Below are 20,509 nucleotides of genomic sequence, written 5' to 3' on the forward strand. Positions count from 1 at the left end.
GGGTGTCTGCTACGTCAACCAGTCGGTGTCTAGGGCTGGTACGGCGGTGCCTCGCCCCAACCCCAGTGCGGAACCGGCGCCTTCGGCGGAGGCGTGGCGCCGGGCTGCGAGTTGGCGAGGGCGATCCGCGTACCCCACTCGACGTACGCGACGAAGGCCGACCGGAACTCCGGGTCGTCCGGCAGGCCGGCCGGATCCGCACTCGCCGCGATCAGTGCGGCCCAACGGGATCGCTGCTCTTCGGTCAGGCCGAGGTTCAGGTGATGCTTGAGCATCGCGGGGTAGCCGCCGAGTTCGTCGGTGTAGCGACTGTGGCCGCGGAAGACCTCGCCGAGCCAGATCGCCACGTGCTCGCGATGCTTGTCACTCATGTGCGCGAACACCGGTGCGAGCAGCGGATCCGCGAGCACCTTGTCGTAGAACACCTCGGTCAGGCGCAGCAGCGCCTCATGCCCGCCGGCCCACTCGTACAGCGTCGGAGTTGTCACGTAATCATGTAATCACACGAGCAGGGCATCGGCCACGGACACCAGGACGGGCTCGATCGCGGTCTCGCCGTCCTCGGCGTCCCAGAGCACGTTCTGCAGGATGCGGCCCGCCGTCCAGCCGAGTGCGCGGTCGCGGTCGATCCCGGTGATGTCGAGCATCAGATCGAACCGGGCCCGGATCGCGCCGGTCAGATCGCCGGTCGCGACCAGCTCGTCCCAGCGGTTCCACAACGCCGGCATCAGCTCGAAGCCCGGGTCGCCGGCCAGCGGCTTCGGGTCGATCACCAACCACGGCTGCCGTTGCCCGGCCATCACGTTGTAGTAGTGCAGGTCCCAGTGCAGCAACCGGTCGCCGGGCTCCGGCAACACTTCCTCCAACTGCGCGACAAAGCGCCGTACCAGCCGGCGTTCCGCCGGGTCGCTCAGCAGCGGGATCAGCATCGGCGCATCGCCGACCATCTTTTCGGCGATGTCCTTCAGCCGACGGATCCCGGGCGGCGCCGGTACGGCGATCAGGCGGGTGAGGATCTCGGCCAGGATCCGGGTCGCCTCGACGTGGTCGGGCAGGTCATCAAGGGTCCGCGGCTGGAGCCGTTCGAGCAGAATCGTCGAGGTCGCCGGGTCGTCCTCGAGCACCTCGACGACATCGTCATGGTTCCAGGTCCGCAGCGCGAGCGCCTCGCTCTCGCTTTCGTCGTTCGCCGGCTGGAGCTTGAGCATCGCTTCGGTGCCGTCCCGCCGGACCACCGGCAGGATCAGGGAGGCCTCGCCGTTCAGAGGCTCGCCGGTGACGGTCAGCTCCCACCGATCGATGTACTCCGCCGCGGCTCCGGGCAGGCCGGCCAACCACTCGGCCGACTTCTCGCCGTGGTTCTTCAGCAGCTTCGCGGGAATCTCGATCACCCCGGCACAGTAGGTGGTTCGGCGCGGATGTGCTTGGGTTTTCTTCGTGAGAGAGCGTAGCGAGCGAACAAACGGCACAGCAGCGTTATCGCTCACGCCGGAGGCGAGCGCCAGCGAGGTGGAGGCGTGAGCGATATAGAGAGCAGGCATCGGCGAGTGCAGCGGGTTGTGGCGGGCATCTATCTGGGGATCCCGCTCCTGCTGCTGGTGGTCGTTGCGTGGATCAGTACGGCCGGGTCCCCGGCGCTGTGGCTGGTGTGTGTGGTGCCGATCGGGATGCTGGTGTTCGGCTGGATTCTGCGACGGCGGCATCGGTACCAGCCGCGATGGTGGGCGGGGATCGGTGCGCTGTTCGGTGCTGTCACCGGGTTGTTCGTGACGCTGTACCCGTTGGCGGTGGGCGTTTGGTGGCCTGCGCTCCTGGCGTTGCCCGGGCTGCTGGTGGGGATCGTGGCCGGTGCGTCGTTGGCTCGGTACGCCGATCGCGTGTTGCTGGTGCCCGTCGTACCGGAGCTCGCGGATACGCCGTACGAGCTGATCTTCCGGCTGCGCGGACTCCAGTTGACGGCGGTCTTGCTCGGCGCGGACAGCGTCACGATCCAGAGCCGGCCGGTACTGCGCTCACAGTCGACGGATGATCTGGCCAAGACGTACCCGTTGAGCGATGTCACCGGCGTCTTCGAGGTCGCGCTCAGTGGCGTCGAGCGGCTCAAGTTCCCGATCGCGATCCCGCACCCGCCGGTGGTGACCGAAGGCCCGGCCGTGATCGTCCAGGCATCGGGCGACGACTGGGTCCTCCCCACCAATCAGGCGACGACCCTGATCGAGATGCTCAATCGCCGCAGGTCCACCGCATAGCCAACGCGAACCCGAGGTCCGTGTACTGCGCGCCCTGGAACACGTCGTCGTACAACTCCCGGAACTGCGCGCGGGACAGATACCGATCACTCGCCAGATGGTCCAGCCACGGCTTGCTGTGCCAGAACCGGAACTCGAACCATGCATCCCGCAACCCGAGCTGGGACACGTGCCGCGGAAAGCCGAGCCACGCACCGACGAGATAGAGAGCCCGCGGCGGGGTCGGGTAGCGATCGCACACGTTGTCCACCACCGCGACCGTCCCACCCGGCCGCACCAACGACTTCAGATGCTCGAGCCCGGCCCGGTAGTCCGGCAGGTGGTGCATCATCGTGTGGCTGTACACCAGGTCGAACCCACCGTCGGTCAGCGTGAACACATCGGCCACCCGGTACTCGAGGTTCGGTCGCGAACGCGTCCGCCGGGCAATCGAGATCATCGGCTCACTCAGATCCACCCCGACCACCTGCTCGAACCGGTCGGCCAGCCGCTCGGCCGCATGCCCCGACCCACAACCCGCATCGAGCGCACGCTCACCCCGCAGTCCCAGCCCAAGTACCCACTCCACGTTCTGCCCAGGTTGCAAACTCACGAAGCGGTCGTAGTCGGCAGCAAAGCGATCGAATGATGCAGGGTCGTTGTCCATGGCCCGTACGACGCCCGTCGTGATCATCCGGTTTGACGAGATCTGTCAGGACGATGGCGGTACCTCAGGAGGCTGCGCGTTCCTTGGCTGCGGTCTCGGCCTTCTCGGCCTGCCAGCCGTCCTCGTTCTTGCCGAGGCGCCAGTAGCCGGACAGGGAGACCCGGTCGCGGGACAGGCCGCGGTCCTGGAACAGGTTCTTGCGGATGCGGAACACGAAACCAGCCTCGCCGTGGACGAAGGCCTGGACGTCACCGGCCGGGAACTCGAGCGCCTCGACCGCCTCGACCAGCGCGTCGCCGCGTCCGCCGGCGCTGACCGCGCGGTGGAACCAGGTGACGTCGAGGTCGCCCGAGCCGCCGAACTTCTGCTCCTCGGTCTCGTCCTCCACCTCGACCAGCACGGTCGCCCGTGAGCCCGGCGGCAACTGCTCGACCGCGGCGCTGATGGCCGGCAGCGCACTCTCGTCGCCCACCAGCAGATGCCAGTCGGCCGCCTCGTCCGGCGCGTACGCACCACCCGGCCCGTTGAACCAGAGCACGTCACCCGGCTGCGCTGCCGCGGCCCACGGCCCGGCCACGCCCTCGTCGCCGTGGTAGACGAAGTCGATGGTCAGCTCGCGGCTGTCCTCGTCCCAGCTCCGCACCGTGTAGGTCCGCATCGTCGGCCACTGCTCGGACGGGTACGTCTCCCGGATCGCGCCCATGTCCAGCGGCTCCGGGTACTCGACACCGGGCTTGCCGAACAGCAGCTTCACGTAGTGGTCGGTGGTGCCGTTGTCCACGAAGTCGTCGGAGCCGAACACGACCCGGATCATGTGCGGGGTGATCCGCTCGGTACGACGAACGACCGCGCGCTTGCAGACGCGGTTACGGCGGGGTGCGGGGCTGGCCACGGGACCACGGTCCTCTCGAGTACATCGGGCGGCCCGGACAGGCCTGCAGGTTAGGTCTACCTAACTCAGGCTAGCTCACCTGTCCCAGGCCGCCCCAGTGATGTCTCAGAGACCGCGGATATAGAACACCTTGCTGACGCCCGCCTGGAACCGGTTGCAGGTCGGGAAGTAGACCCGGTACGGGATCAAGCCCTTGTAGGCCGGCTGGGCGTTGACGGTGAACCGCCCGCTCTGCCGGGTGAATCCCCAGGTGACCTCGCGCCACTGACTGGCGCCGTACAGACGCTGGAGCGAGACCTTGCACCGGTACGGCGCACCCGCGACCGAACCGTTGACCGGGACGATCGTGCCCACCGGCGCACTGGCCTTCGACGGCGCCGCCGACACGATGCCCGGCCGGGCCACGAACAACCACTGCCCACCGATGTCGTACGGCGCTCCCGGCAAGCGCAGGCAGTTGAGGAAGTCTGCGTCCGCCGCCTTGTACGACTTGGTCACGGTGCCGTTTGTGTCGGTCAGGACCCACTGACCGCCGCCCTCAGCGCAGGGGACGTCGACGCCGAGCAGCGCCTTGATCCGCGAGCTGTACGGCTTACCGGTCGCGGTGTCGGTGATCGCCCACTTGATCGAGTACGGCGAGCCGAACGGAACCACCTTCGGCGACACCGACGCGGTCACCTTCGGCAGGTGGGTCCCGGTGACGGCGAGGGAGGGACCGGCGTACGGCGTGGCGTCGAACGGCGTACCGCCGACGGGTGCACCGTAGGGGCCGGTCGCCACCCCGGTCACCTTGAAGGTGCCGTTCGCGGTCGAGGTCGCATTCAGCGTCCCGGACCAGACACCGTTCTGCAGGGTGCCCGAAACGCGCTTCAGGTCGGTCGAGAAGATTGCCTTGAGCGGCCCGGTCCCGCCCGTGCGCTCGAGGATCACATTCAGCACCAGGTTCTCGTCACCGGGCTCGGTCGAGTCGTAGCCGCCCTTGACCGTCGCCTTGATCGGCACGGTGTTCAGCCCGGAGACCGCGACCGCGGTCTTGTCCAGGTCGACGTCGGTAATCGTCAGGTTCGGGTCCGGTGCCGCGTGCGCGGTCGGCGCTCCGCCAAGCAACAGCCCCACCAGTGGCGCTGTGAGTAGCGCCGCCATCACTCGTCTGATTCGCATGACAGGAAGCGTGACAGCGGTCTAGTACGGATCCAAGCACCTTGGCCGATCACTGCGCGATCGGGCGCCGACGATAGACCGGTTCGCCCGATCAGCCGGTGGTTCAACCATCGGGAGGGCACTGTTAACCACCCGGTCATTTACAGACTGTGTCCGGGACCGGTGCGCTCCGCACCCTGGAGCCATGAGCCAGGTCTTGGGGACACCGAGGGACCCGGCGCACACCATCACGCGCACGGACCGGCTCGGCCGGCCGATCTCGCTGGAGTACCGGCTCCCGGAGCGGACCAGGTCGGTGCTGTTCACCGGTCCGCCCGGCCTCGGCAAGAGCCTGGAACTGGACCGAGCGCAGGAGCTGGCGAAACAACCGGGCTGGATCGGCGTCCGGCTCGACGCCTCGGAAGGCGAACCGCTCGAGTACAGGTTCGTCCGGGCGCTGAACGCGGATCTCGGCACACTCCGCAAGCGGCACGGCCGCGGCCCCGTCCGCAAACTCAACAAGACGCTGCGCAAGCTCACGAACAACATCCGCAACGTGACCCACGGCGCGGAGCTCCGGTACGGCGTCGCACCGGTGCAGTTCATCGTGAAGCGTCAGTGGGACGCGACTCCCCAGGACAACCTCGGCGCCACCCTGAACGAACTCGCCGACCACCTCGGCGACATCGCCGCCCGCAAGGGCGGACGGGTCCTGCTGATGGTCGACAACATCGACGTCGCCAGCGATCGCGACCTCTGGGCGCTGACCGAATTGTCCGCGCACCTCGAGAAGCAAGGCCGCGACGTCTACCTGGTCGGCGCCGGCGGCGAGCAGGCGACGGCCCGGCTGATGGCCGCATCCGGTGGCAGGTCGCACCTCCCGACCACCGAGGTCAACCGCTTCGACATCCGCGAAGTCGGCTTCCTGACTGACGACGAGCTTCGCCCGGCACTCAGCGAACGGTTCCGCCGGGCCGGCATCGCCTACCAGCCGGAGGCCGCCGACGGCCTGGTCCGATCGGCCAACGGCAACCCGAGCCGGCTCCGGGACCTGGCCGACACCGCGGTCCTGCTGGCCCGGCAATCCGGCGGCCCGATCACCACCGGCATCGGCGAGGCCGCGGCGGCCCACGTCGACCGGCGGTCCGCGGTGCTGTACCAAGCCCAGTGGAACAAGTGCTCCGACGAGGCCCGGGATCTCCTGGACAAGGCTGCCGCCCAAGGGTCGCGCGGACTGTCGATGCCGGCCGAGACCCGGACCGCCGGTCCCGAGCATTGGGTCGGGGTCGACAACGCTCGCCAGGAGTTGGTGGCCAGAGGCCTGCTCCGGGACGACGGTCAACGCGTCGTGGTCGCCAACCCCGGATTCCAGGACTGGGTCCGCCGGCGCATCGGACGCGCCACCGGAGTCGCCGAAGCCGCGCCGGAACTCGTGCGGCCGACCGGGCCCCAGTTGGTCGGACAGCAGAGCAGTGAGCTGTCGGTCTTCGGTACGCCGCGAGACCCGGCGTACCGAGTGCTGCGCACGGACCAGTTCGGACGGCAAGTCTCGCTCGACCAGCGGCCGCCGGAAGGCCATGCGGTGCTGTTCACCGGTCAGCCCGGCTCGGGCACGAGCCGGGAACTGGACAACACCCAGGCGCTGGCCGATCGCTACGGCTGGACGGCGCTGCGGATCAATGCCTCACCGAGCGAGCCGCTGGAGAACAGGTTCGTCCGCGCGGCCACCGCGGACATGAGCAAGTACCGCAAGCGGCACGGCCGAATCGCCGCGGCCCAGCTGAAGCGGAAGCTCGGGCAAGTGGTCGAACGCACCCGCAACGCGCAGGACGGCTTCGAGATCCGGCTGGGTGTCCAACCCTTCCAGTTCGTGGCCAAGCGCCAGTGGGACGAGGCACCCAAGGACAACGTCGGAAAGAACCTGAACGAGCTCGCCGATCACCTCGGCACGGTCGCGCTGAAGCAGGGCAAGCCGATCGTGCTGATGGTCGACAACCTCGACGTCGCGTCCGACCGTGACCTGGCCGCGCTGACCGCACTGGCCAAACACGTCCAGCAGAAGCGCCTGCCGGTGTTCCTGGTCGGAGCCGGCGGACCGATGACCACCACCCGCCTGCTGGACGCATCCGGCGGCCGGTCCGGGGCCGAGACCACCGTCGTGGACCGGTTCGACATCCGCGAGGTCCGCCCGATGACCGACGACGAACTCCGTCCGACGCTCACCGAACCGCTCCGCGCGTCCGGCATCGCCTGCCAACCGGAGGCCGTCGACAACCTGGTGAGATCCGCGAACGGCAGTCCGAGCCGGATGCGCGACCTGGCCGAGACCGCGGTCCGGCTGGCCGGACCGGGCGGCATCACCACTGACGTTGCCAAGGTAGCGACCGCTCAGCTGAACGATCAGTCCAGGCCGCTGTATCAGGCCCAGTGGAACAACTGCTCCGCCGCGGAGAAGGACCTGTTCGCCAGAGTCGGCACGCGCGGTCCGCAGGGTTTGACGATGCGCGCTGAGACGCAGGCAGCGGCACCGGGGCGATGGCAGGAAATGGATCGGGCCCGGCAGATCCTGGTGGCCCGCGGCATGCTCCGGGAGAACGGGGACCGGGTCACGGTCGCCGATCCGGGTATGCACGAATGGGTGCAGACCCGGCTCGGCCAGTCCGTCGCTCACCTCGGCGTAGCGCTACCGACCGCCCCCACCCAGGCACTCACCCAATCCGCCGCGACCGAACCCACTCGGCCCACCACGACCCGCGAGTACAAAGGCATGACGTTCCACGTCAAGAGCTAGCCCGGGTCACGGCCAGATGGAGCTGATCCATTCAGGGTGGTCGATGAACGGGTTCCGGTTGTGCTGGTAGGTCGCGTAGATGACCTCGTTGCGGCGCTTCTCGAAGGCGTCCGGCGGATCTGCGGCGGCCCAGGCCTTGAGGACGGCGAGTTTGCCCATGTACGGCGCGGTGCCGTTGCCGACCGAGTTGTTGAGCTCGAGGTTGGCGAAACCGTCGTCGCCTTCGTAGCGGACCGCCATGTAGAAGATCATCCGGGCGACGTCACCACGGACCGCGGCACGCGGAGCGAAGGAGTCGGAGTCCGCAGTGCAGCCGGAGCACTCGGAGACGGCTGAACCGCCGTTGTCGAAGTCGAGGTTGCCACGGGCCGCGTTCACCGAGACGTCCTCCGGGCGGAGGTGGTGGATGTCGGTGCCCGGGCCGGTCGCCGTACCGAAGTCGCCGTGGGACTTGGCCCAGACGTGCTCGCGGTTCCAGTCGTTCGGGTCGCCGCCGTTGGTGGTCTTGCTCTGGGACCGGCCGGAGTAGAGCAGGATGACGTTGCTGCTGTTCGCCGGATCCTGGTCGGTGTCCTTGAGCGCGTTCCAGACCTGGTCGTAGCTGAGCTTGGTCTGGTTCGAGATGATCGTGTGCAGCGCCGACTTCAGGGCCGCGCCCGTCTTGCCCTCGGCGCCGGCGTAGTAGTCACCCGGATCCGGCCCCGGGTCCGACGAACCACCGCCGCTGAACGCCGTCGTGCTCGTCAACCCGGCGTGCGAGAAGTACGCGCTCAGCTTGCCGGTCACGGTGATCTTCTGGCCGAGCAGCCCCGGGTTGCTCTGCAGCCCGTACGACGACCTGAACGCCGACGTGATCTGGACGTACAGCATCGCCGACGTACTCGTCTGCGACGCCGAGTCCGCCAGCGCGAGCGCGTAGTCGTTCGGGAAGTTGCTCCGGACAACGGTGCTGGTGGCGGTCGGCTGGCCGACGACATAACCCTCGACCGTCGCGGTCGAGCCGTCCTGCCGGCCGATCGCCGTACTCACCGAGATCGGGGTGGCGGCCGACGACGGCGTGATGCCGAAGCCGAGCAGGGCGAGGACGACGGTGACGATCACGGCCGGGCGTAGAGCACGGGAACGGAGCACGGCATCTCCCAGGGGCGGTTGGGAACCACAGCGTCGCGAGTCAGTCTGCCCACGGGAACCGGCCGCCGAACATCCGGACCGGAAACGGCGGGTGAAGATTGAGTCGGTGGGGCGGGGAGCGTGTGAGTGACGCTCGCCGCCCCACCTAGGTGTATGGGCCCCCATCAGGCCGCGACGAGCTGCCGCGGGCTGCTCTGCCCATCCACCAGTGAGGCGCTACTGGCGGGCAGCACCTCACCGACAAAGGGGAGGGATCATCCCTCCGAAAGGGTGGCGTGGTGCGGACGCCGTTAACGGACCGTACTCAGTCCGGCACGCGTTGTCCACAGATCAGAGCTGCCGTCTCACACTACTGACGGGTCACTGAACAAGCAGCGGTCACCCCTTGACAGCACCCGCCGCGAGCGCCAGTACGGCGGCCGCCACCGCCGCGTCGGCCGCCCCGATCCCGGTCAGATCGGCGACCGAGCGCCGTACGCGATCCACCCCGTCCCGCAGTACGGCGCCCACCGCACGGTCGACGTCAGCGGCCACTACACCGGCCCGGACGGCGTTGCCGAAGTCGCCGTGGTCGAGGCACTGCTCGTGGTCGTCGGTCGCGATCACGGCATCCGCGAACACCTCGACCGGCAGCTCACCCTTGCCCGGCATGTCGGTCCCGATCCCGGTGATGTGGACGGCGGACCGGAATGCCTCGGCGGGCAACGCCGAGCGGGCAGCGGTCGTCGCGATCACACAAGCCGCACCGTCCAGTCCATCGGGCCGCGCATCCAGGCCATACGCCGCACAGAGCTTGGCCACAGCCTCCGGCCGGCGGCCCCATACCTTCACCCGGCGTAGCGGTCGCAAGTGCTGCAGCCACTGCACCTGCATCAGGGCCTGCTCACCAGTCCCGAGTACGGCGACCTCGTCCACGTCGGCCGGGGTCATCGCGTCGGTGATCAGCGCTCCGGCGGCCGCCGTACGCCAGGCTGTCAGTTTGCCTTCGTCGGCGAGCACTGCGGCCGGTGTTCCGTTGGTCGCGTCGACGACGAGCATCAGTCCGTTGTTCACCGACGCGAACGTGCTGGCGATCTTCACCACGAAGTACGGCGATCCCTCGACGTACCCGGCCTTCACATGGCAGTCGCCGGAGTGGGCCGGGAAGTCGAGCACCATCGGCGCCGGGACCGACGTACGACCCTCGGCATGGGCGATCAGCGCCTCGCGGACCGCGGCGAAGACGAGCTCGGGCGTGGCGACCCGGCTGATCTCCGCTAGCCCGATGACTGGCAGGTTCACCGGCGCTTCTCGAGCCAGTCGGACCACGCGGCCAGGGCCTCCGACGGGTTGCGGCGGCCGAGGCCGACGCGGAAGCGGTCGGTGGGGGTCTCGGTCAGGGCGGAGCTGTAGATGCTCGACGGCAGCAGGAGTACGCCGGCCTCTTCGACAAGCTCGCTGCACATGGTCTCGACCCCGTCGGCGCCGAGGTAGCGCGGGAAGCAGACACAGCCTCCGTCGGGCGGTGTGAACTCGAACAGCTCCGGATAGCGCGCGAAGAAGTCGGTGAAGACCGGCAGGTTCTCGGCGACGATCCTGCGGTTCCGGTCGAGCAGGTGATCCCGGGCGCGCAGGGCGATCAGTGCCAGCACTTCGCTCGGTGCGGAGTTGCAGATGGTCGTGTAGTGCTTGGCGCGTTCGAGCCTGTCGAGGACGTTGCGATCCCGGCAGGTGATCCAGCCGATCCGCAGTCCGGGCAGGCCGTACGCCTTCGACATCACGTTGAGGGACAGCGCCGTACCGGAGAGGTCTGTTGCTTGTGGCAACGGATCACGAGTGAGCTCGAGGCCGCGGTACACCTCGTCGCTGAAGAGGGTGATCCCGCGCTCGTCGCACAGCCGGACCAACCGGAGCCAGTCATCCTCGGCGGGCAGCGCGCCGGTCGGGTTGTTGGGGAAGTTGACGGACACCATCCGCGTGTTCGGCCTCAGTGCCCGTTCCACCGCGTCGACGTCGAGGGCCCAGTTGTCCTCGGCCCGCAACGCGACCCCGGCCACCTCGCATACAGCCAGCGGGACGGTCTCTGCGGCTTGGTAGTTCGGAGTCAGTACGACGAGATGGTCGGTGGGCTCGAGAAGTGCCCGCATGGCGAGGTAGATCGCCTCTTCGGCACCGGCGAAGCACAGCACGTCGTCCGCGGAGGCATTGGTGTACGTCGCCGCGATCTCCTCCCGCAACGCCGGCAGTCCACGGGTCTCCGTGTAGCCGAGTGCCAGCGACTCCCAACGCTCCCGGCCGTCGTCGTCCGCCAGCGCGAGCAACTCACTCAAGCCATGGGTCTGCGCATCCGACGCGGTCAGGTGGTAGCGGGCGCTGAACTCCCACTTCGCGAAGTACGTCTCCAACCGGAAGTCAGGCAGGGTCGGCATGCGACTCCTTTCGGGCTTGACCGAGATGCTGATAGAGCGCGGACCGGGACATCCGCAGTGCCCGCGCGACCGCCGGCACGGACCGCCGCTGGCTCAGCACGCCCGCCGCATCCAGGCGACCGAGCAACTCCACTCGATCGTCCTTGCTCAATCGCTCGACCGTCAGCCCGCGCTCCCGGACGTACTCGGCGACGATCTCGTTGAGCGTCTCGAACCAGTCGTGCTCGAACAGCACCCGCGGCTGCCCGGCCTGCGGCGCGGCGAACGCGGCCAGCAGCCGACTCGCCTCCTCGAAGGCAGTCCGGTCCACGTTCACGCAGAACACGTACGCCGGTTTGCCGTCGTCGTCCCGGATCACGGCACTCACGCTGGACAGCCGCCGCCCGTCCGGCAACACCTTCGGGTACGGCCCGTACACATCCGTCCCGGTCGCGGACAACTCGTCCAACTCCCCGAGCAACGAGGGCTCACCAGGCTCGCGCCCCGACAGCGGATTCCAGATCGCGACGACCTGATCAGCCACCGGATCATGCAGAACAACCTCCGCATGCGGCGACAACAACCGCGCCAGCGCATCCCCAACCGGCCCCAACTGCTCAGGCGTCATACCGTGGACAGTAAGTCCACAATGGACAGTTTGTCTACCGGCGAGTGGCGCGTTCGGGGTGGGTGGGTTTGGGGAGGCGGAGGGTGGGGGTGCCGCGGTGGCGGGGGGTGGGGGGTTGGGTTCGGGCGGCTCGGAGCATCCAGAGGGCGAGCAGGGCCGCGGCGATCAGGCCGGCGATGCCGGCGTAGTCGGTCAGACTCATTACGGTTCTCTTTCATGGGCGGTTGGCTCGGCGGCGGCGAGTTCCGCGAACTTCTGACCGGAAGTGACGCTCTCTCACTGGCGACGTGATGACACTGGTGTGCCGTGGCATCGAACGGCCAGGGCTAATCTGCTCGCTACAGCGTTGGAATGCCTGATTAGGTGGAGCACCGAGCATGGGAGGGGAGCCAGATGCACGACGGCTCGTTGCTTGATGCACGCGAGGAGCAGGCGTACAGGTTGCTGGTCGGGCTGTCCGCTGCCCGGCCGTCGGAGCTCGCTGAGGTGGCCGAGTTACCGCAGCACGAGGCTGACGAGGTGCTGCAGCGGCTGCAGGCGAAGGGCTTGGTCGCGGTCCACAACGCCGACGGTCCGGTGTTCCGTGCGCTCCCACCGGACGTGGCACTCGGTACGACGCTGCTCCGCCGGCAGGAGTCGTTGGAGGCGGCCCGCAAGACCGTGGCGGCGTTGAGCGAGGAGTTCCGCGCCAGTGCGAGCCGTCGGGACGCCCACCACCTGGTCGAGGTGATCGTCGGGGCCAAGGCGCTTCGCGAGCGCTTGCGTGATCTGCAGGAGTCGGCCCGCGAGGAGATCCTCTGGTTCTGCCGAGCGAACCCACTGGCGATGCAGGGTGCCGAGAACACCGAGGAGTACGGCGCTCTCAGTCGAGGCGTCCGGTATCGCGCGATCTACGAGCGGGCCCTGCTGGAGACACCAGGCGAGCTCGACACGATCGCTGAGGGAGTCAGCTGGGGTGAGGAGGCCCGCTCCCTCCCGACTCTGCCAGTCCGGTTGGCGATCGTGGACAGGGCGACCGCGGTCTGCCCACTGGTTCGCGATGACGAGCTGGGCATCGGAGAGCCGACCGCCGCGGTGATCGGCCGCGGTCAGTTGCTGGACGCGCTGTTGGCCCTTTTCGAAAGTCACTGGGAGCAGGCGACCCCGGTGAGGCTCCATTCGGACAACACCGAGGTCAGCGAGGGTCTCGACGACTCCGAGCGCTTCCTCTTGTCCCTGCTGGTGGCCGGCGTACCCGACAAGTCGATCGCTTCCCAGCTGGGCATCAGCCGCCGTACCGTCCAGCGCCGACTCGACCGGATGATGGCCCTGGCCGGCGTCGACACCCGCACCGGCCTCGCCTTCCAAGCAGCCCGCCGCAACTGGATCTGACCACCCCGTTGCGTCCGAAGAAATGTGGGCTATAGCCCTCGGATCTTCGGACGCAACGAGAGGTGGGTGCTACCTCACGCCGTACGCACGGATCACGGTCTGGGTGACCGCGGCACCGGTGGCGTCAGCGGCGCGGACCTTCAGTGAGACAGTGTCGTGCGCGGACGGGACCACAGCCAGGTAGTGGCCGAGGGCGCCGACTACGACGAGCTTCTTCCAGCTCTTGCCCTCGTCGTACGACGCCCAGGCCTGCAGTGTGGTCGCCCGAGCCGCGGTGAAGCCGACCACGTGAGTGCGGGCCGCGACACGACCGGTGAGGTCGGTCGGGACCGTGTAGCCGACCTGCAGCAGCGACAGCGGAGTCGCCTTGTCCGTCGGCGTCTTCTTCGACCGGAACTCCCACGAGGTCTGCGTCCGCGTACCCCAGTTCCACTCGCCCTCAGAGTCGATCCGCTCGGTCGAGAGGTCCAGCTTGTACGACGCGTCCTCGCTCGACGTGATCACGTCCTCCCACGCATCCGGCAGCTCGGCCACGACCACACCGTTCCGCGACAGCACTGCCGAGGACGACGTGGTCTCACCGACCGTGTAGTGCCCGGCCGCGTCCACGAACGACGGGATCCGCAGCGACAACCGGTCGCCGGTGCGGGTCGACACCACACCCGGTGCGGCCGCCGGACGTACCACCGGACCGAACCAGGTCTCCGACGACGGACCGCTCTTGTAACTGCTCGGCACCGAGGTCATGCCGCCGCTGAGCGGCATCATGGTGTCCCAGGTGTAGAGGTGGTGCACCCGGTGCTGCCAGAGCGAGTCACCCGAGGTCACCCACTCCTCGCGCACCTTCGGCGTCTCCACGAACCGCTGCGAGTCGTTCCAGGAGTACTCCTGCCACGGCCGCCACCCGAACCGCTGCTCCTTGGCCCAATTGAAGCCACCGTTGTCGGCGTAATGGGTGTTGATCCGGGCACTGTTCGCCGACGTCACCTTGTAGTTGATCTTCGTCGGGATGTACCCGGTCGAGACCTGCTGGACGTCGTACAGGTACGGGCTCGACGTGGTCAGCGTCAGGTCGATGGTGGCGCCACCCTGACGAGCGCGGTCGATCAGCTTGCGGCCGTCAGCAGCCGTGGTGACCATCGCCGGGATCGGCTCCCGGTCGCCGGTCGGGCGCCAGACCGTCCACGCCGACCAGTCCGCGGGCCGGACCAGGATCACGGCCGCGGCACCCGCTTGGGCGGCTGCGGCGATCTGGTCCTGCTCGCTGCCGTTCCCCCAACCGTCCTCACTCGAGTCGAGTACGGCGAGCGCACCCTTCACGCCCTTCAGCGAGGAGTCGGCGTACACGAGCGGGAACCGCTTCTTACCGTCGTACGACGGCGACTGGTGCAGCAGGTTGATGTCGATCGGCCCGGTGACACCCTGGACCGTGGCCTGGACCATCGGCGCGACCAGTTGCCAGCGGGACGAGAACTCGAACGAGCCGTCCTGCACCGGCTTCGTCGGCGTCACGTTGACCTGCTTGACCGTGCTGAAGTGCATCACGCCGTGGCTGATGGACCGGCCGTTTCCGTACACCCGGTGCACGTAGTAACTCAGGATCGCCTGCTGCTCGGACGGCTTGGGCGTCTCGATCGTGATCGGAGCCGCCTTGCGGGCGTCGATGACGACCTCGGTGTCCTTGGTGACGACGATGTTCGGGTCGGTGAACAGGCTGACCTGCTCGTCCTGCGGGTTGCTGTTCTCGACCAGCGAGTGCAGCAGGTAGGTGCCCTCCTCGACCTCGGCGGTGAACGTGTCGCCGTCCGGGATCCAGGCGATCGTGTCCGAGCGCGAGTTGTCGCCGAACAGGGAGACGACCGGAACCGCGGTCGGCTGCCCGTCCAGGCCGACGCCGCGGAGCGTGATCTTGTGCTTCGGGCCTTGCCGGAGCGCGCCGACCGCGGTGTGGGTGACGACACCGTCGGTGCCGGCGGCAACGATCCAGCCGCTGTGCAGACCGCGGTCGAGCTTGGCCGCGGCCAGGTTCACCGGTACGTCGATGCTGCCGTTGGCCGGGACCGTGACACTGGCGGGCAGAGCGAAGGCGTCGGTCTCCGGCTTGCCGGCGTCGAGGTTGTTCACGGCAACAGACAGGCTGAGCGTGATCGGGGTGGCGCCCAGGTTCCGGTAGGTGATGGTCCGGGTGCTCGCGTCCGTCGTGGTCTGCAGTCCGAAGTCCGCGACACCGGTCGCGAAGACCTTCTGCGAGATCGCCCGGGTCAGGTCGACGCGACCTGCGCCCTGAGCGTAGACGGACTGGTTCGGCTGGGTCTTCGCCGTGCTGACCAGTGCGTTCTTCAACTGGTCGGCCTTCCAGTCCGGGTGCTGCTGCGCGAGCAGGGCTGCCGCTCCGGCCACGTGCGGCGCGGCCATCGACGTACCCGAGGCTGCCGTGTAGAGGTTGTCCACAGGCGCGCCCATCGTCGTGCCGGCTGCGCGCGCGGCGATGATGTCGACGCCGGGCGCCGAGATCTCCGGCTTGAGGCCGGCGTCGCCGAGTCGCGGTCCGCGGCTGGAGAAGTCGGCGAGCCCGTCGGTCCGGTCCACGGCTGCGACGGTCAACGCCGACGCCGCGGCGCCCGGCGTACCGACGGATTCGTCCCGGCCCTCGTTGCCGGCCGAGACCACGAACAGCGTGCCGGTCTGCGCGGTGATGTCGTTGACGGCCTGGCTGAGTGGGTCGGTGCCGTCGGTCGCCTCGCCGCCGAGGCTCATGTTGACCACGTCAGCACCCTCGGCCGCGGCCCACTCCATCCCGGCGATGATCCAGGAGTCGTAGCCCCACCCGTCGTCGGCGAGCACCTTGCCGACAAGCAGCTCGGCCTTCGGCGCGACGCCCTTCCTGGTCCCGCCCGCGCCCGCTCCGGTGCCCGCGATCGTCGCGGCCACGTGCGTACCGTGACCGAAGTGGTCCGCCGGCCCGGTCGCGCTGCCGGAGAAGTCCTGGGCCTCCTTGACCTTGCCCACGAGGTCCGGGTGCTGGGCGTCCACACCGGTGTCCAGTACGGCGACCTGTACGCCGGAGCCCTCGTAGCCGGCCTGCCACGCGGCCGGTGCACCGATCTGCGGGACGCTCTTGTCCAGCACCGCGCGCACCTTGCCGTCGAGCCAGATCTTGCTGATCCCACCGCTCAGAGCCCGAGTGGCGGTCATCGACTTCCACAGCTCGGGCAGCTGGTCCTTGGCCGCGTCCACGGCCTTGCCGCCGATCGAGCTCAGCTCGCGCGTGGTCGTCGTACCGGCCAATTCCTGCGAACTGCGCAGACCCGGCGCGTACTTGACGATCAGCGGGAGCTGCCGCGCGGCGGAGTCGCCGTACCCGTCGGCGATGAGCTCCTCGACGTCGAACAGGTCGGCGTCCAGGACGCCGGTGGAGAGGAACGGTACGGCGTCGCTCGGCAGGACCCGGAGTCCGCCGTCGACCTCGATGGTGTGGAAGCTGACCCGCTCGCGTCCGGCGGCCGGGCGGACGACGGCAGCCTTCTTGCCGGCGCCGGCGTCGGTGACCTCGACGACGTCGCCGGTGATCAGGGTGACCGAGGCGCTCGTGACGCCGGCGTTCCCGGCGGGTGTCGGGGGCGGCGCGGCGGCGGCCGGGGTCGCCGTGACCGCGCCGAGGGTCAGCAACGCCGCGAGGGTGGCGGCGGTGATCCGGTGGGGGGACATAGTTCTCCTTCGAGAGGCTGGGGGCAGGCGCACCTCTGCTTCCGACCGAGTCTGCAATCCCGGCGCCCCGATCCGGCCTGTCCACGGCTGCCGTCCCTGCGACATGGCGCAATCACGCCATACTTATGCCCGCGCCTTTGGCGCTCCCTACGCTCCTCAGTCCAGGCCGGGAGGGCCCATGACCGCACAGCAGCTCGTTCGTCGATGGGCCTGGATCGGAACGTTTCTGATCGGTGGGGCGCTGTACCTGCTGGTGCTGGGAGTCCTCACCGACACCGGGAACCCGAACCTCTTCCCGACCATGATTCTGCTCGGTGCGCTCGTCGTACCGCTGACGTTCGTGACGTTCGCGGCCGGCCGGTCCGGGCGGTGGCTGATCGACGGGCCCACGCTGGGCGGCTGCCTGCTGTTCGGCGGCGTCGTCGGCGTGGTGGTCGCCGGCCTGCTCGAGTACGACGCGATGCGCCGGCTCGGCACGCTGCCGATGGTCGGGGTCGGGCTGATCGAGGAGGCGGCCAAATTGGTGGTGCCGGCCATCCTCGTGCTGTTCTTCGGACACCGCTACCGGACGTCGATCGGCAGCGGGATCATCATCGGCGTCGCGGTCGGCACCGGCTTCGCCGTACTCGAGACCATGGGCTACGCGTTCGTTGCTCTACTCCAGTCCAACGGAAACGTCGGCGCGGCCGAGGAGACCCTGTTCATCCGCGGTCTGCTGTCACCCGCCGGCCACGCCGCCTGGACCGGCCTGTCCTGCTGGGGCCTTTGGCGCTTCGTCACCGCCCCCACCGGCAAACACTTCGCCGGCTTCGTCGGCATGTACGCCCTCGCCGTCGCCCTCCACACCGCCTGGGACGGCATCGGCGGCAAAGTCACCTACGGCATCGTCGGCGCAATCTCCATCGGCCTCCTCCTCTACGGCCTGAAACGAGCCCAACTCTCCGACACCCGGGTCACCGCGTAACGGTCTTCTTCTTGGCCCTGAGGTAGGTGAGGACTCCGTAGGTGTACATGGATAGGCCTAGGGCTGCCATGAGGGTTATTGCGGGCCAGTGCCATTGGGGGTCTAGGTGGAGGGCCAGGAACCAGGACTTGGTGTCGGTGTTGTTGGTTAGTTTGAAGATGGTGGGGACGACGGCTTGGGGGAAGAGGGGGATGGCGCCGAAGCCCAGGCAGAAGTTGGCGAGGGTACGGCGCCAGCGGGGGAGGTGATCCAGGTTGGCGGCTTTCTTGGCTTGCTCGGTGGTGGAGCGGCCGTGCCTTAGGAGGGTGAGGAGCTCTGGGCCGCGCTGGTCGAGGCGGGTGGCTGCTAGTCGGCCCAGGTGCCACCACGCCAGCACGCCGGATGCGACGCCAACAGGGACGCCCCACCACGACCAGGCGAGGGCTGCCGCGAGTGCTGGGCCGGCTGTGAGTGACACCAGGATGAGCATCACCCAGACGATGCCCATGGTCTCGCCCTCGTTCTCACCCGCGTTGAGCGGGTTGCCGGACCGCTTGTGGGCGTCGGTCGTCGGCACAGCCGCGAACACCGAGCAGGCGACGACCAGGCCGGCCGCACCGCCCAGAAGCGCCGGCAGCACGCTCAGCACGAGCGGCCAGGCGGTCGAGGAGTCCGACCACCAGGTGAAGAGGAGAGTGATCAGCAGGGTCGGCGGCCCGAACACGAGTAGGAACGCACGCTGACGAGCTCTCACGTCTGGTCCGGCCGAGCCAGGAGTCATGAGGGTCGTCCAGAGCGCCGTACCGTCCGAGCCGTACAGGTTGGACGACATCGAGCCCGCCATCACGAGAGCGGCCGGACCGGCCCATGGCAGCATGCCCTTCCAGCCCACGGCTAGCGGCATCAGGCAGAAGAAGAGGCCGTAGCTGATCGCGAACACGGCCCGGTGCCCGTAGAGCAGGTCACGCGTCCAGGACCGGAGCTCCTTGGCTGCGGCCGCGTCACGTGGCCCTGTGGCCGTCAGCAGTCGCCGTGGCTTGCGTCCGGTGCGGCTGGCCGTCGTCCGTCGTACCAGGAGAGCGGACCAGCCGACGAACATGACCGCAGCGAGTCCTGCGAGACCTACGAGAGCCAGGAGCGCCCGCAGCCAGTCGCCACGCCCCGCAGCCTCCACGGCGACCAGACCCCAGCCGGACGGGGCAACACGGGCAGCACTTGCCATGGTGCCCTGTACGTCGGTGGACACGAAGGCGACGATCAGCGCCCACCCCTGCGCGGTGAACGCCAGGATGAACGCGTTGACGATGGCAGCGAGTACGGCGCCGGACCGCACCTGCAGGAGTACGCCGTACACCGCAACAGCCAGCCTGGACGCCAACACGAAGCACAGGAGCTGCAGAACGACAGCAGGCAAGGCAATCAGGGCTGCGGCGACGGACAGCTGAGCGCCAACGACGACCAGGCTCAGCAACGCCAGCAGGCTGATGACTGGCGCGACACCGGCCAGTGCGGCGGTCAGGAGGCCGGCGGAGAGTGTGCGCGGCGTGAGCGGGAGCATGCTGAAGTACTCCGGCTTGAGCGTCTCGTCACCGCCACCAGCAAATAGCGGGCCGACGATCCAGCCGAGCATCCACACCGCCAGTGCGACGACCAGCAGGTCCAGATCGCCCTTGCCGGCCACCCAGATCGTCCCGCCAGCGAGCACCAGGCCGGCGAACGCGCCGGTGCCGATCCAGCTCACCCGGTTCTGGTCCTTCAGCGCGTGCCGGAACGCGGCCACCCGCATCCGGACCAGCGTCTGCGAGGTGGCGTAGGTCAGGCCGACAGCCATGACAGTCCTTCCGCGCCCCGGGTCGAGGCGCCGACCAGCGACACGAACGCGTCCTCCAGGCTGCCGCCCGCCTGCACTTCGGAGACGGTGCCTGAGGCAACAACCTTCCCGGCGGCGACGACCGCCACCCGGTCGCACAACTGCTCGACCAAAGCCATCACATGCGAAGACATCACCACCGAGCCGCCGCCGGCGATGAACCTGTTCAGGATGGTCCGGATCGTCGCCGCCGACACCGGGTCGACCGCCTCGAACGGCTCGTCCAGCACCAGCAGCCGCGGCGCGTGCAGCAACGCGACGGCCAGACCGAGCTTCTTCCGCATCCCGGTCGAGTACCCGATCACCTGCTTGTCGTCCTCGTGATCGAGTTCGAGCACCTCGAGCAGTTCCGTCGTACGGCGCTCGACCTCGTCGGCCGGCAGACCGCGCAGCAGCCCGAGATAGGTGAGCACCTCGCGCCCGGTCAGCCGCTCCGGCATCCCCAGCCCGTCCGGCAGGACACCGACCAACGCCTTCGCCCGGGTGGGATCCGTCCACACGTCCACCCCGAAGATCTTCGCCGTACCCGCATCCGGCCGCAGCAGCCCGACCGCCATCGACAACGACGTCGTCTTCCCGGCCCCGTTCGGCCCCAGCATCCCGAAGAACGACCCCTTCGGCACGGCCAGACTCAGGTCGTCGACCGCCTTCTCCGCACCGAAGACCTTGGTCAGCCCCACCAACTCGAACGCCTGCTCCGTCACGCCCGCTCCTCCCAGTCGATGCCCACTGTGGCACCCACCGGTCACCCCG

General features: G+C 68.5%; 17 protein-coding genes. 4 read left to right on the forward strand and 13 right to left on the reverse strand.

Annotated elements, in window-relative coordinates:
- Positions 1-29 precede the first annotated feature (29 nt).
- Together V9K99_RS04390 and V9K99_RS04395 are read right to left on the reverse strand one after the other, a co-directional pair.
- Positions 30-488 (reverse strand): group II truncated hemoglobin, encoded by a 459-nt coding sequence (locus tag V9K99_RS04390; protein WP_337000865.1) that lies wholly within the window; start codon positions 486-488, stop codon positions 30-32.
- Positions 489-500: 12 nt separating this feature from the next.
- Positions 501-1,391, reverse strand: a complete 891-nt coding sequence (locus tag V9K99_RS04395) for an aminoglycoside phosphotransferase family protein (RefSeq protein ID WP_337000863.1) — start codon at positions 1,389-1,391, stop codon at positions 501-503.
- Between the two features lie 126 nt (positions 1,392-1,517).
- Between V9K99_RS04395 and V9K99_RS04400 the strand changes: the two genes are divergently transcribed.
- Positions 1,518-2,249, forward strand: a complete 732-nt coding sequence (locus V9K99_RS04400; RefSeq protein ID WP_337000861.1) for a hypothetical protein — start codon at positions 1,518-1,520, stop codon at positions 2,247-2,249.
- On the opposite strand, the gene V9K99_RS04405 is transcribed toward V9K99_RS04400, so the two are convergent.
- The 3 genes from V9K99_RS04405 to V9K99_RS04415 all read right to left on the reverse strand — a co-directional run bounded on the left by V9K99_RS04405 (position 2,224) and on the right by V9K99_RS04415 (position 4,948).
- Positions 2,224-2,841 carry a class I SAM-dependent methyltransferase gene (locus tag V9K99_RS04405; protein ID WP_337000859.1) on the reverse strand — a complete coding sequence of 206 codons (618 nt, stop codon included), beginning with the start codon at positions 2,839-2,841 and terminating at the stop codon, positions 2,224-2,226. The genes V9K99_RS04400 and V9K99_RS04405 overlap by 26 nt on opposite strands.
- Before the next feature lie 118 nt (positions 2,842-2,959).
- Positions 2,960-3,787 (reverse strand): siderophore-interacting protein, encoded by an 828-nt coding sequence (locus tag V9K99_RS04410; protein ID WP_337000857.1) that lies wholly within the window; start codon positions 3,785-3,787, stop codon positions 2,960-2,962.
- Positions 3,788-3,892: 105 nt separating this feature from the next.
- Positions 3,893-4,948 carry a hypothetical protein gene (locus V9K99_RS04415; protein WP_337000855.1) on the reverse strand — a complete coding sequence of 352 codons (1,056 nt, stop codon included), beginning with the start codon at positions 4,946-4,948 and terminating at the stop codon, positions 3,893-3,895.
- A 184-nt stretch (positions 4,949-5,132) separates the two neighbouring features.
- On the opposite strand from V9K99_RS04415, the gene V9K99_RS04420 reads away from it, so the two are divergent.
- A complete protein-coding gene (locus V9K99_RS04420) occupies positions 5,133-7,718 on the forward strand; it encodes an ATP-binding protein (protein WP_337000853.1) in 2,586 nt (861 codons plus the stop codon).
- A 6-nt stretch (positions 7,719-7,724) separates the two neighbouring features.
- Here V9K99_RS04420 and V9K99_RS04425 read toward each other — a convergent pair whose 3' ends face one another.
- The 5 genes from V9K99_RS04425 to V9K99_RS04445 form a co-directional block, all read right to left on the reverse strand.
- Positions 7,725-8,849 (reverse strand): endonuclease, encoded by a 1,125-nt coding sequence (locus tag V9K99_RS04425; protein ID WP_337000851.1) that lies wholly within the window; start codon positions 8,847-8,849, stop codon positions 7,725-7,727.
- A gap of 378 nt (positions 8,850-9,227) precedes the next feature.
- On the reverse strand, positions 9,228-10,130 hold the full coding sequence (locus tag V9K99_RS04430) for an ornithine cyclodeaminase family protein (RefSeq protein ID WP_337000849.1): 903 nt from the start codon (positions 10,128-10,130) through the stop codon (positions 9,228-9,230).
- Positions 10,127-11,257 (reverse strand): pyridoxal phosphate-dependent aminotransferase, encoded by a 1,131-nt coding sequence (locus V9K99_RS04435; RefSeq protein WP_337000847.1) that lies wholly within the window; start codon positions 11,255-11,257, stop codon positions 10,127-10,129. The genes V9K99_RS04430 and V9K99_RS04435 overlap by 4 nt, the downstream gene beginning before the upstream one ends.
- Complete coding sequence (locus V9K99_RS04440; protein WP_337000845.1) at positions 11,241-11,864, reverse strand: helix-turn-helix transcriptional regulator; 624 nt, start codon at positions 11,862-11,864, stop codon at positions 11,241-11,243. Before V9K99_RS04440 ends, V9K99_RS04435 begins: the two co-directional genes overlap by 17 nt.
- Positions 11,865-11,898: 34 nt before the next feature.
- Positions 11,899-12,066: a hypothetical protein gene (locus V9K99_RS04445; protein ID WP_337000843.1), complete on the reverse strand. Its 168-nt coding sequence runs from the start codon at positions 12,064-12,066 to the stop codon at positions 11,899-11,901.
- A gap of 191 nt (positions 12,067-12,257) precedes the next feature.
- Between V9K99_RS04445 and V9K99_RS04450 the strand changes: the two genes are divergently transcribed.
- Positions 12,258-13,235: a helix-turn-helix domain-containing protein gene (locus V9K99_RS04450; RefSeq protein ID WP_337000841.1), complete on the forward strand. Its 978-nt coding sequence runs from the start codon at positions 12,258-12,260 to the stop codon at positions 13,233-13,235.
- Between the two features lie 69 nt (positions 13,236-13,304).
- Here the strand turns inward: V9K99_RS04450 and V9K99_RS04455 are convergent, their stop codons facing one another.
- Positions 13,305-16,943, reverse strand: a complete 3,639-nt coding sequence (locus tag V9K99_RS04455) for a S8 family serine peptidase (protein WP_337000839.1) — start codon at positions 16,941-16,943, stop codon at positions 13,305-13,307.
- A gap of 178 nt (positions 16,944-17,121) precedes the next feature.
- Here V9K99_RS04455 and V9K99_RS04460 point away from each other — a divergent pair, with 178 nt between their 5' ends.
- The gene (locus V9K99_RS04460; RefSeq protein WP_337000837.1) at positions 17,122-17,907 is read left to right on the forward strand and encodes a PrsW family intramembrane metalloprotease; all 786 of its coding nucleotides are present in this window, start codon (positions 17,122-17,124) and stop codon (positions 17,905-17,907) included.
- On the opposite strand, the gene V9K99_RS04465 is transcribed toward V9K99_RS04460, so the two are convergent.
- On the reverse strand, positions 17,897-19,717 hold the full coding sequence (locus tag V9K99_RS04465) for a hypothetical protein (protein ID WP_337000835.1): 1,821 nt from the start codon (positions 19,715-19,717) through the stop codon (positions 17,897-17,899). The two genes, V9K99_RS04460 and V9K99_RS04465, sit on opposite strands and share 11 nt — an antisense overlap.
- Positions 19,702-20,460 (reverse strand): ABC transporter ATP-binding protein, encoded by a 759-nt coding sequence (locus V9K99_RS04470; protein ID WP_337000833.1) that lies wholly within the window; start codon positions 20,458-20,460, stop codon positions 19,702-19,704. The genes V9K99_RS04465 and V9K99_RS04470 overlap by 16 nt, the downstream gene beginning before the upstream one ends.
- Positions 20,461-20,509: the final 49 nt, after the last annotated feature.

Origin of the sequence: Kribbella sp. CCNWLW201 (assembly GCF_037203805.1) — a bacterium.
In the GTDB taxonomy this organism is placed as follows: Bacteria; Actinomycetota; Actinomycetes; order Propionibacteriales; family Kribbellaceae; genus Kribbella.

Excerpts from the sequence above, each read along its gene's own strand:
- V9K99_RS04415 (WP_337000855.1), bottom strand. The coding sequence starts at position 4,948 with ATGCGAATCAGACGAGTGATGGCGGCGCTACTCACAGCGCCACTGGTG.
- V9K99_RS04420 (WP_337000853.1), top strand. The coding sequence starts at position 5,133 with ATGAGCCAGGTCTTGGGGACACCGAGGGACCCGGCGCACACCATCACG.
- V9K99_RS04435 (WP_337000847.1), bottom strand. The coding sequence starts at position 11,257 with ATGCCGACCCTGCCTGACTTCCGGTTGGAGACGTACTTCGCGAAGTGG.
- V9K99_RS04440 (WP_337000845.1), bottom strand. The coding sequence starts at position 11,864 with ATGACGCCTGAGCAGTTGGGGCCGGTTGGGGATGCGCTGGCGCGGTTG.
- V9K99_RS04445 (WP_337000843.1), bottom strand. The coding sequence starts at position 12,066 with ATGAGTCTGACCGACTACGCCGGCATCGCCGGCCTGATCGCCGCGGCC.
- V9K99_RS04450 (WP_337000841.1), top strand. The coding sequence starts at position 12,258 with ATGCACGACGGCTCGTTGCTTGATGCACGCGAGGAGCAGGCGTACAGG.
- V9K99_RS04455 (WP_337000839.1), bottom strand. The coding sequence starts at position 16,943 with ATGTCCCCCCACCGGATCACCGCCGCCACCCTCGCGGCGTTGCTGACC.
- V9K99_RS04460 (WP_337000837.1), top strand. The coding sequence starts at position 17,122 with ATGACCGCACAGCAGCTCGTTCGTCGATGGGCCTGGATCGGAACGTTT.
- V9K99_RS04465 (WP_337000835.1), bottom strand. The coding sequence starts at position 19,717 with ATGGCTGTCGGCCTGACCTACGCCACCTCGCAGACGCTGGTCCGGATG.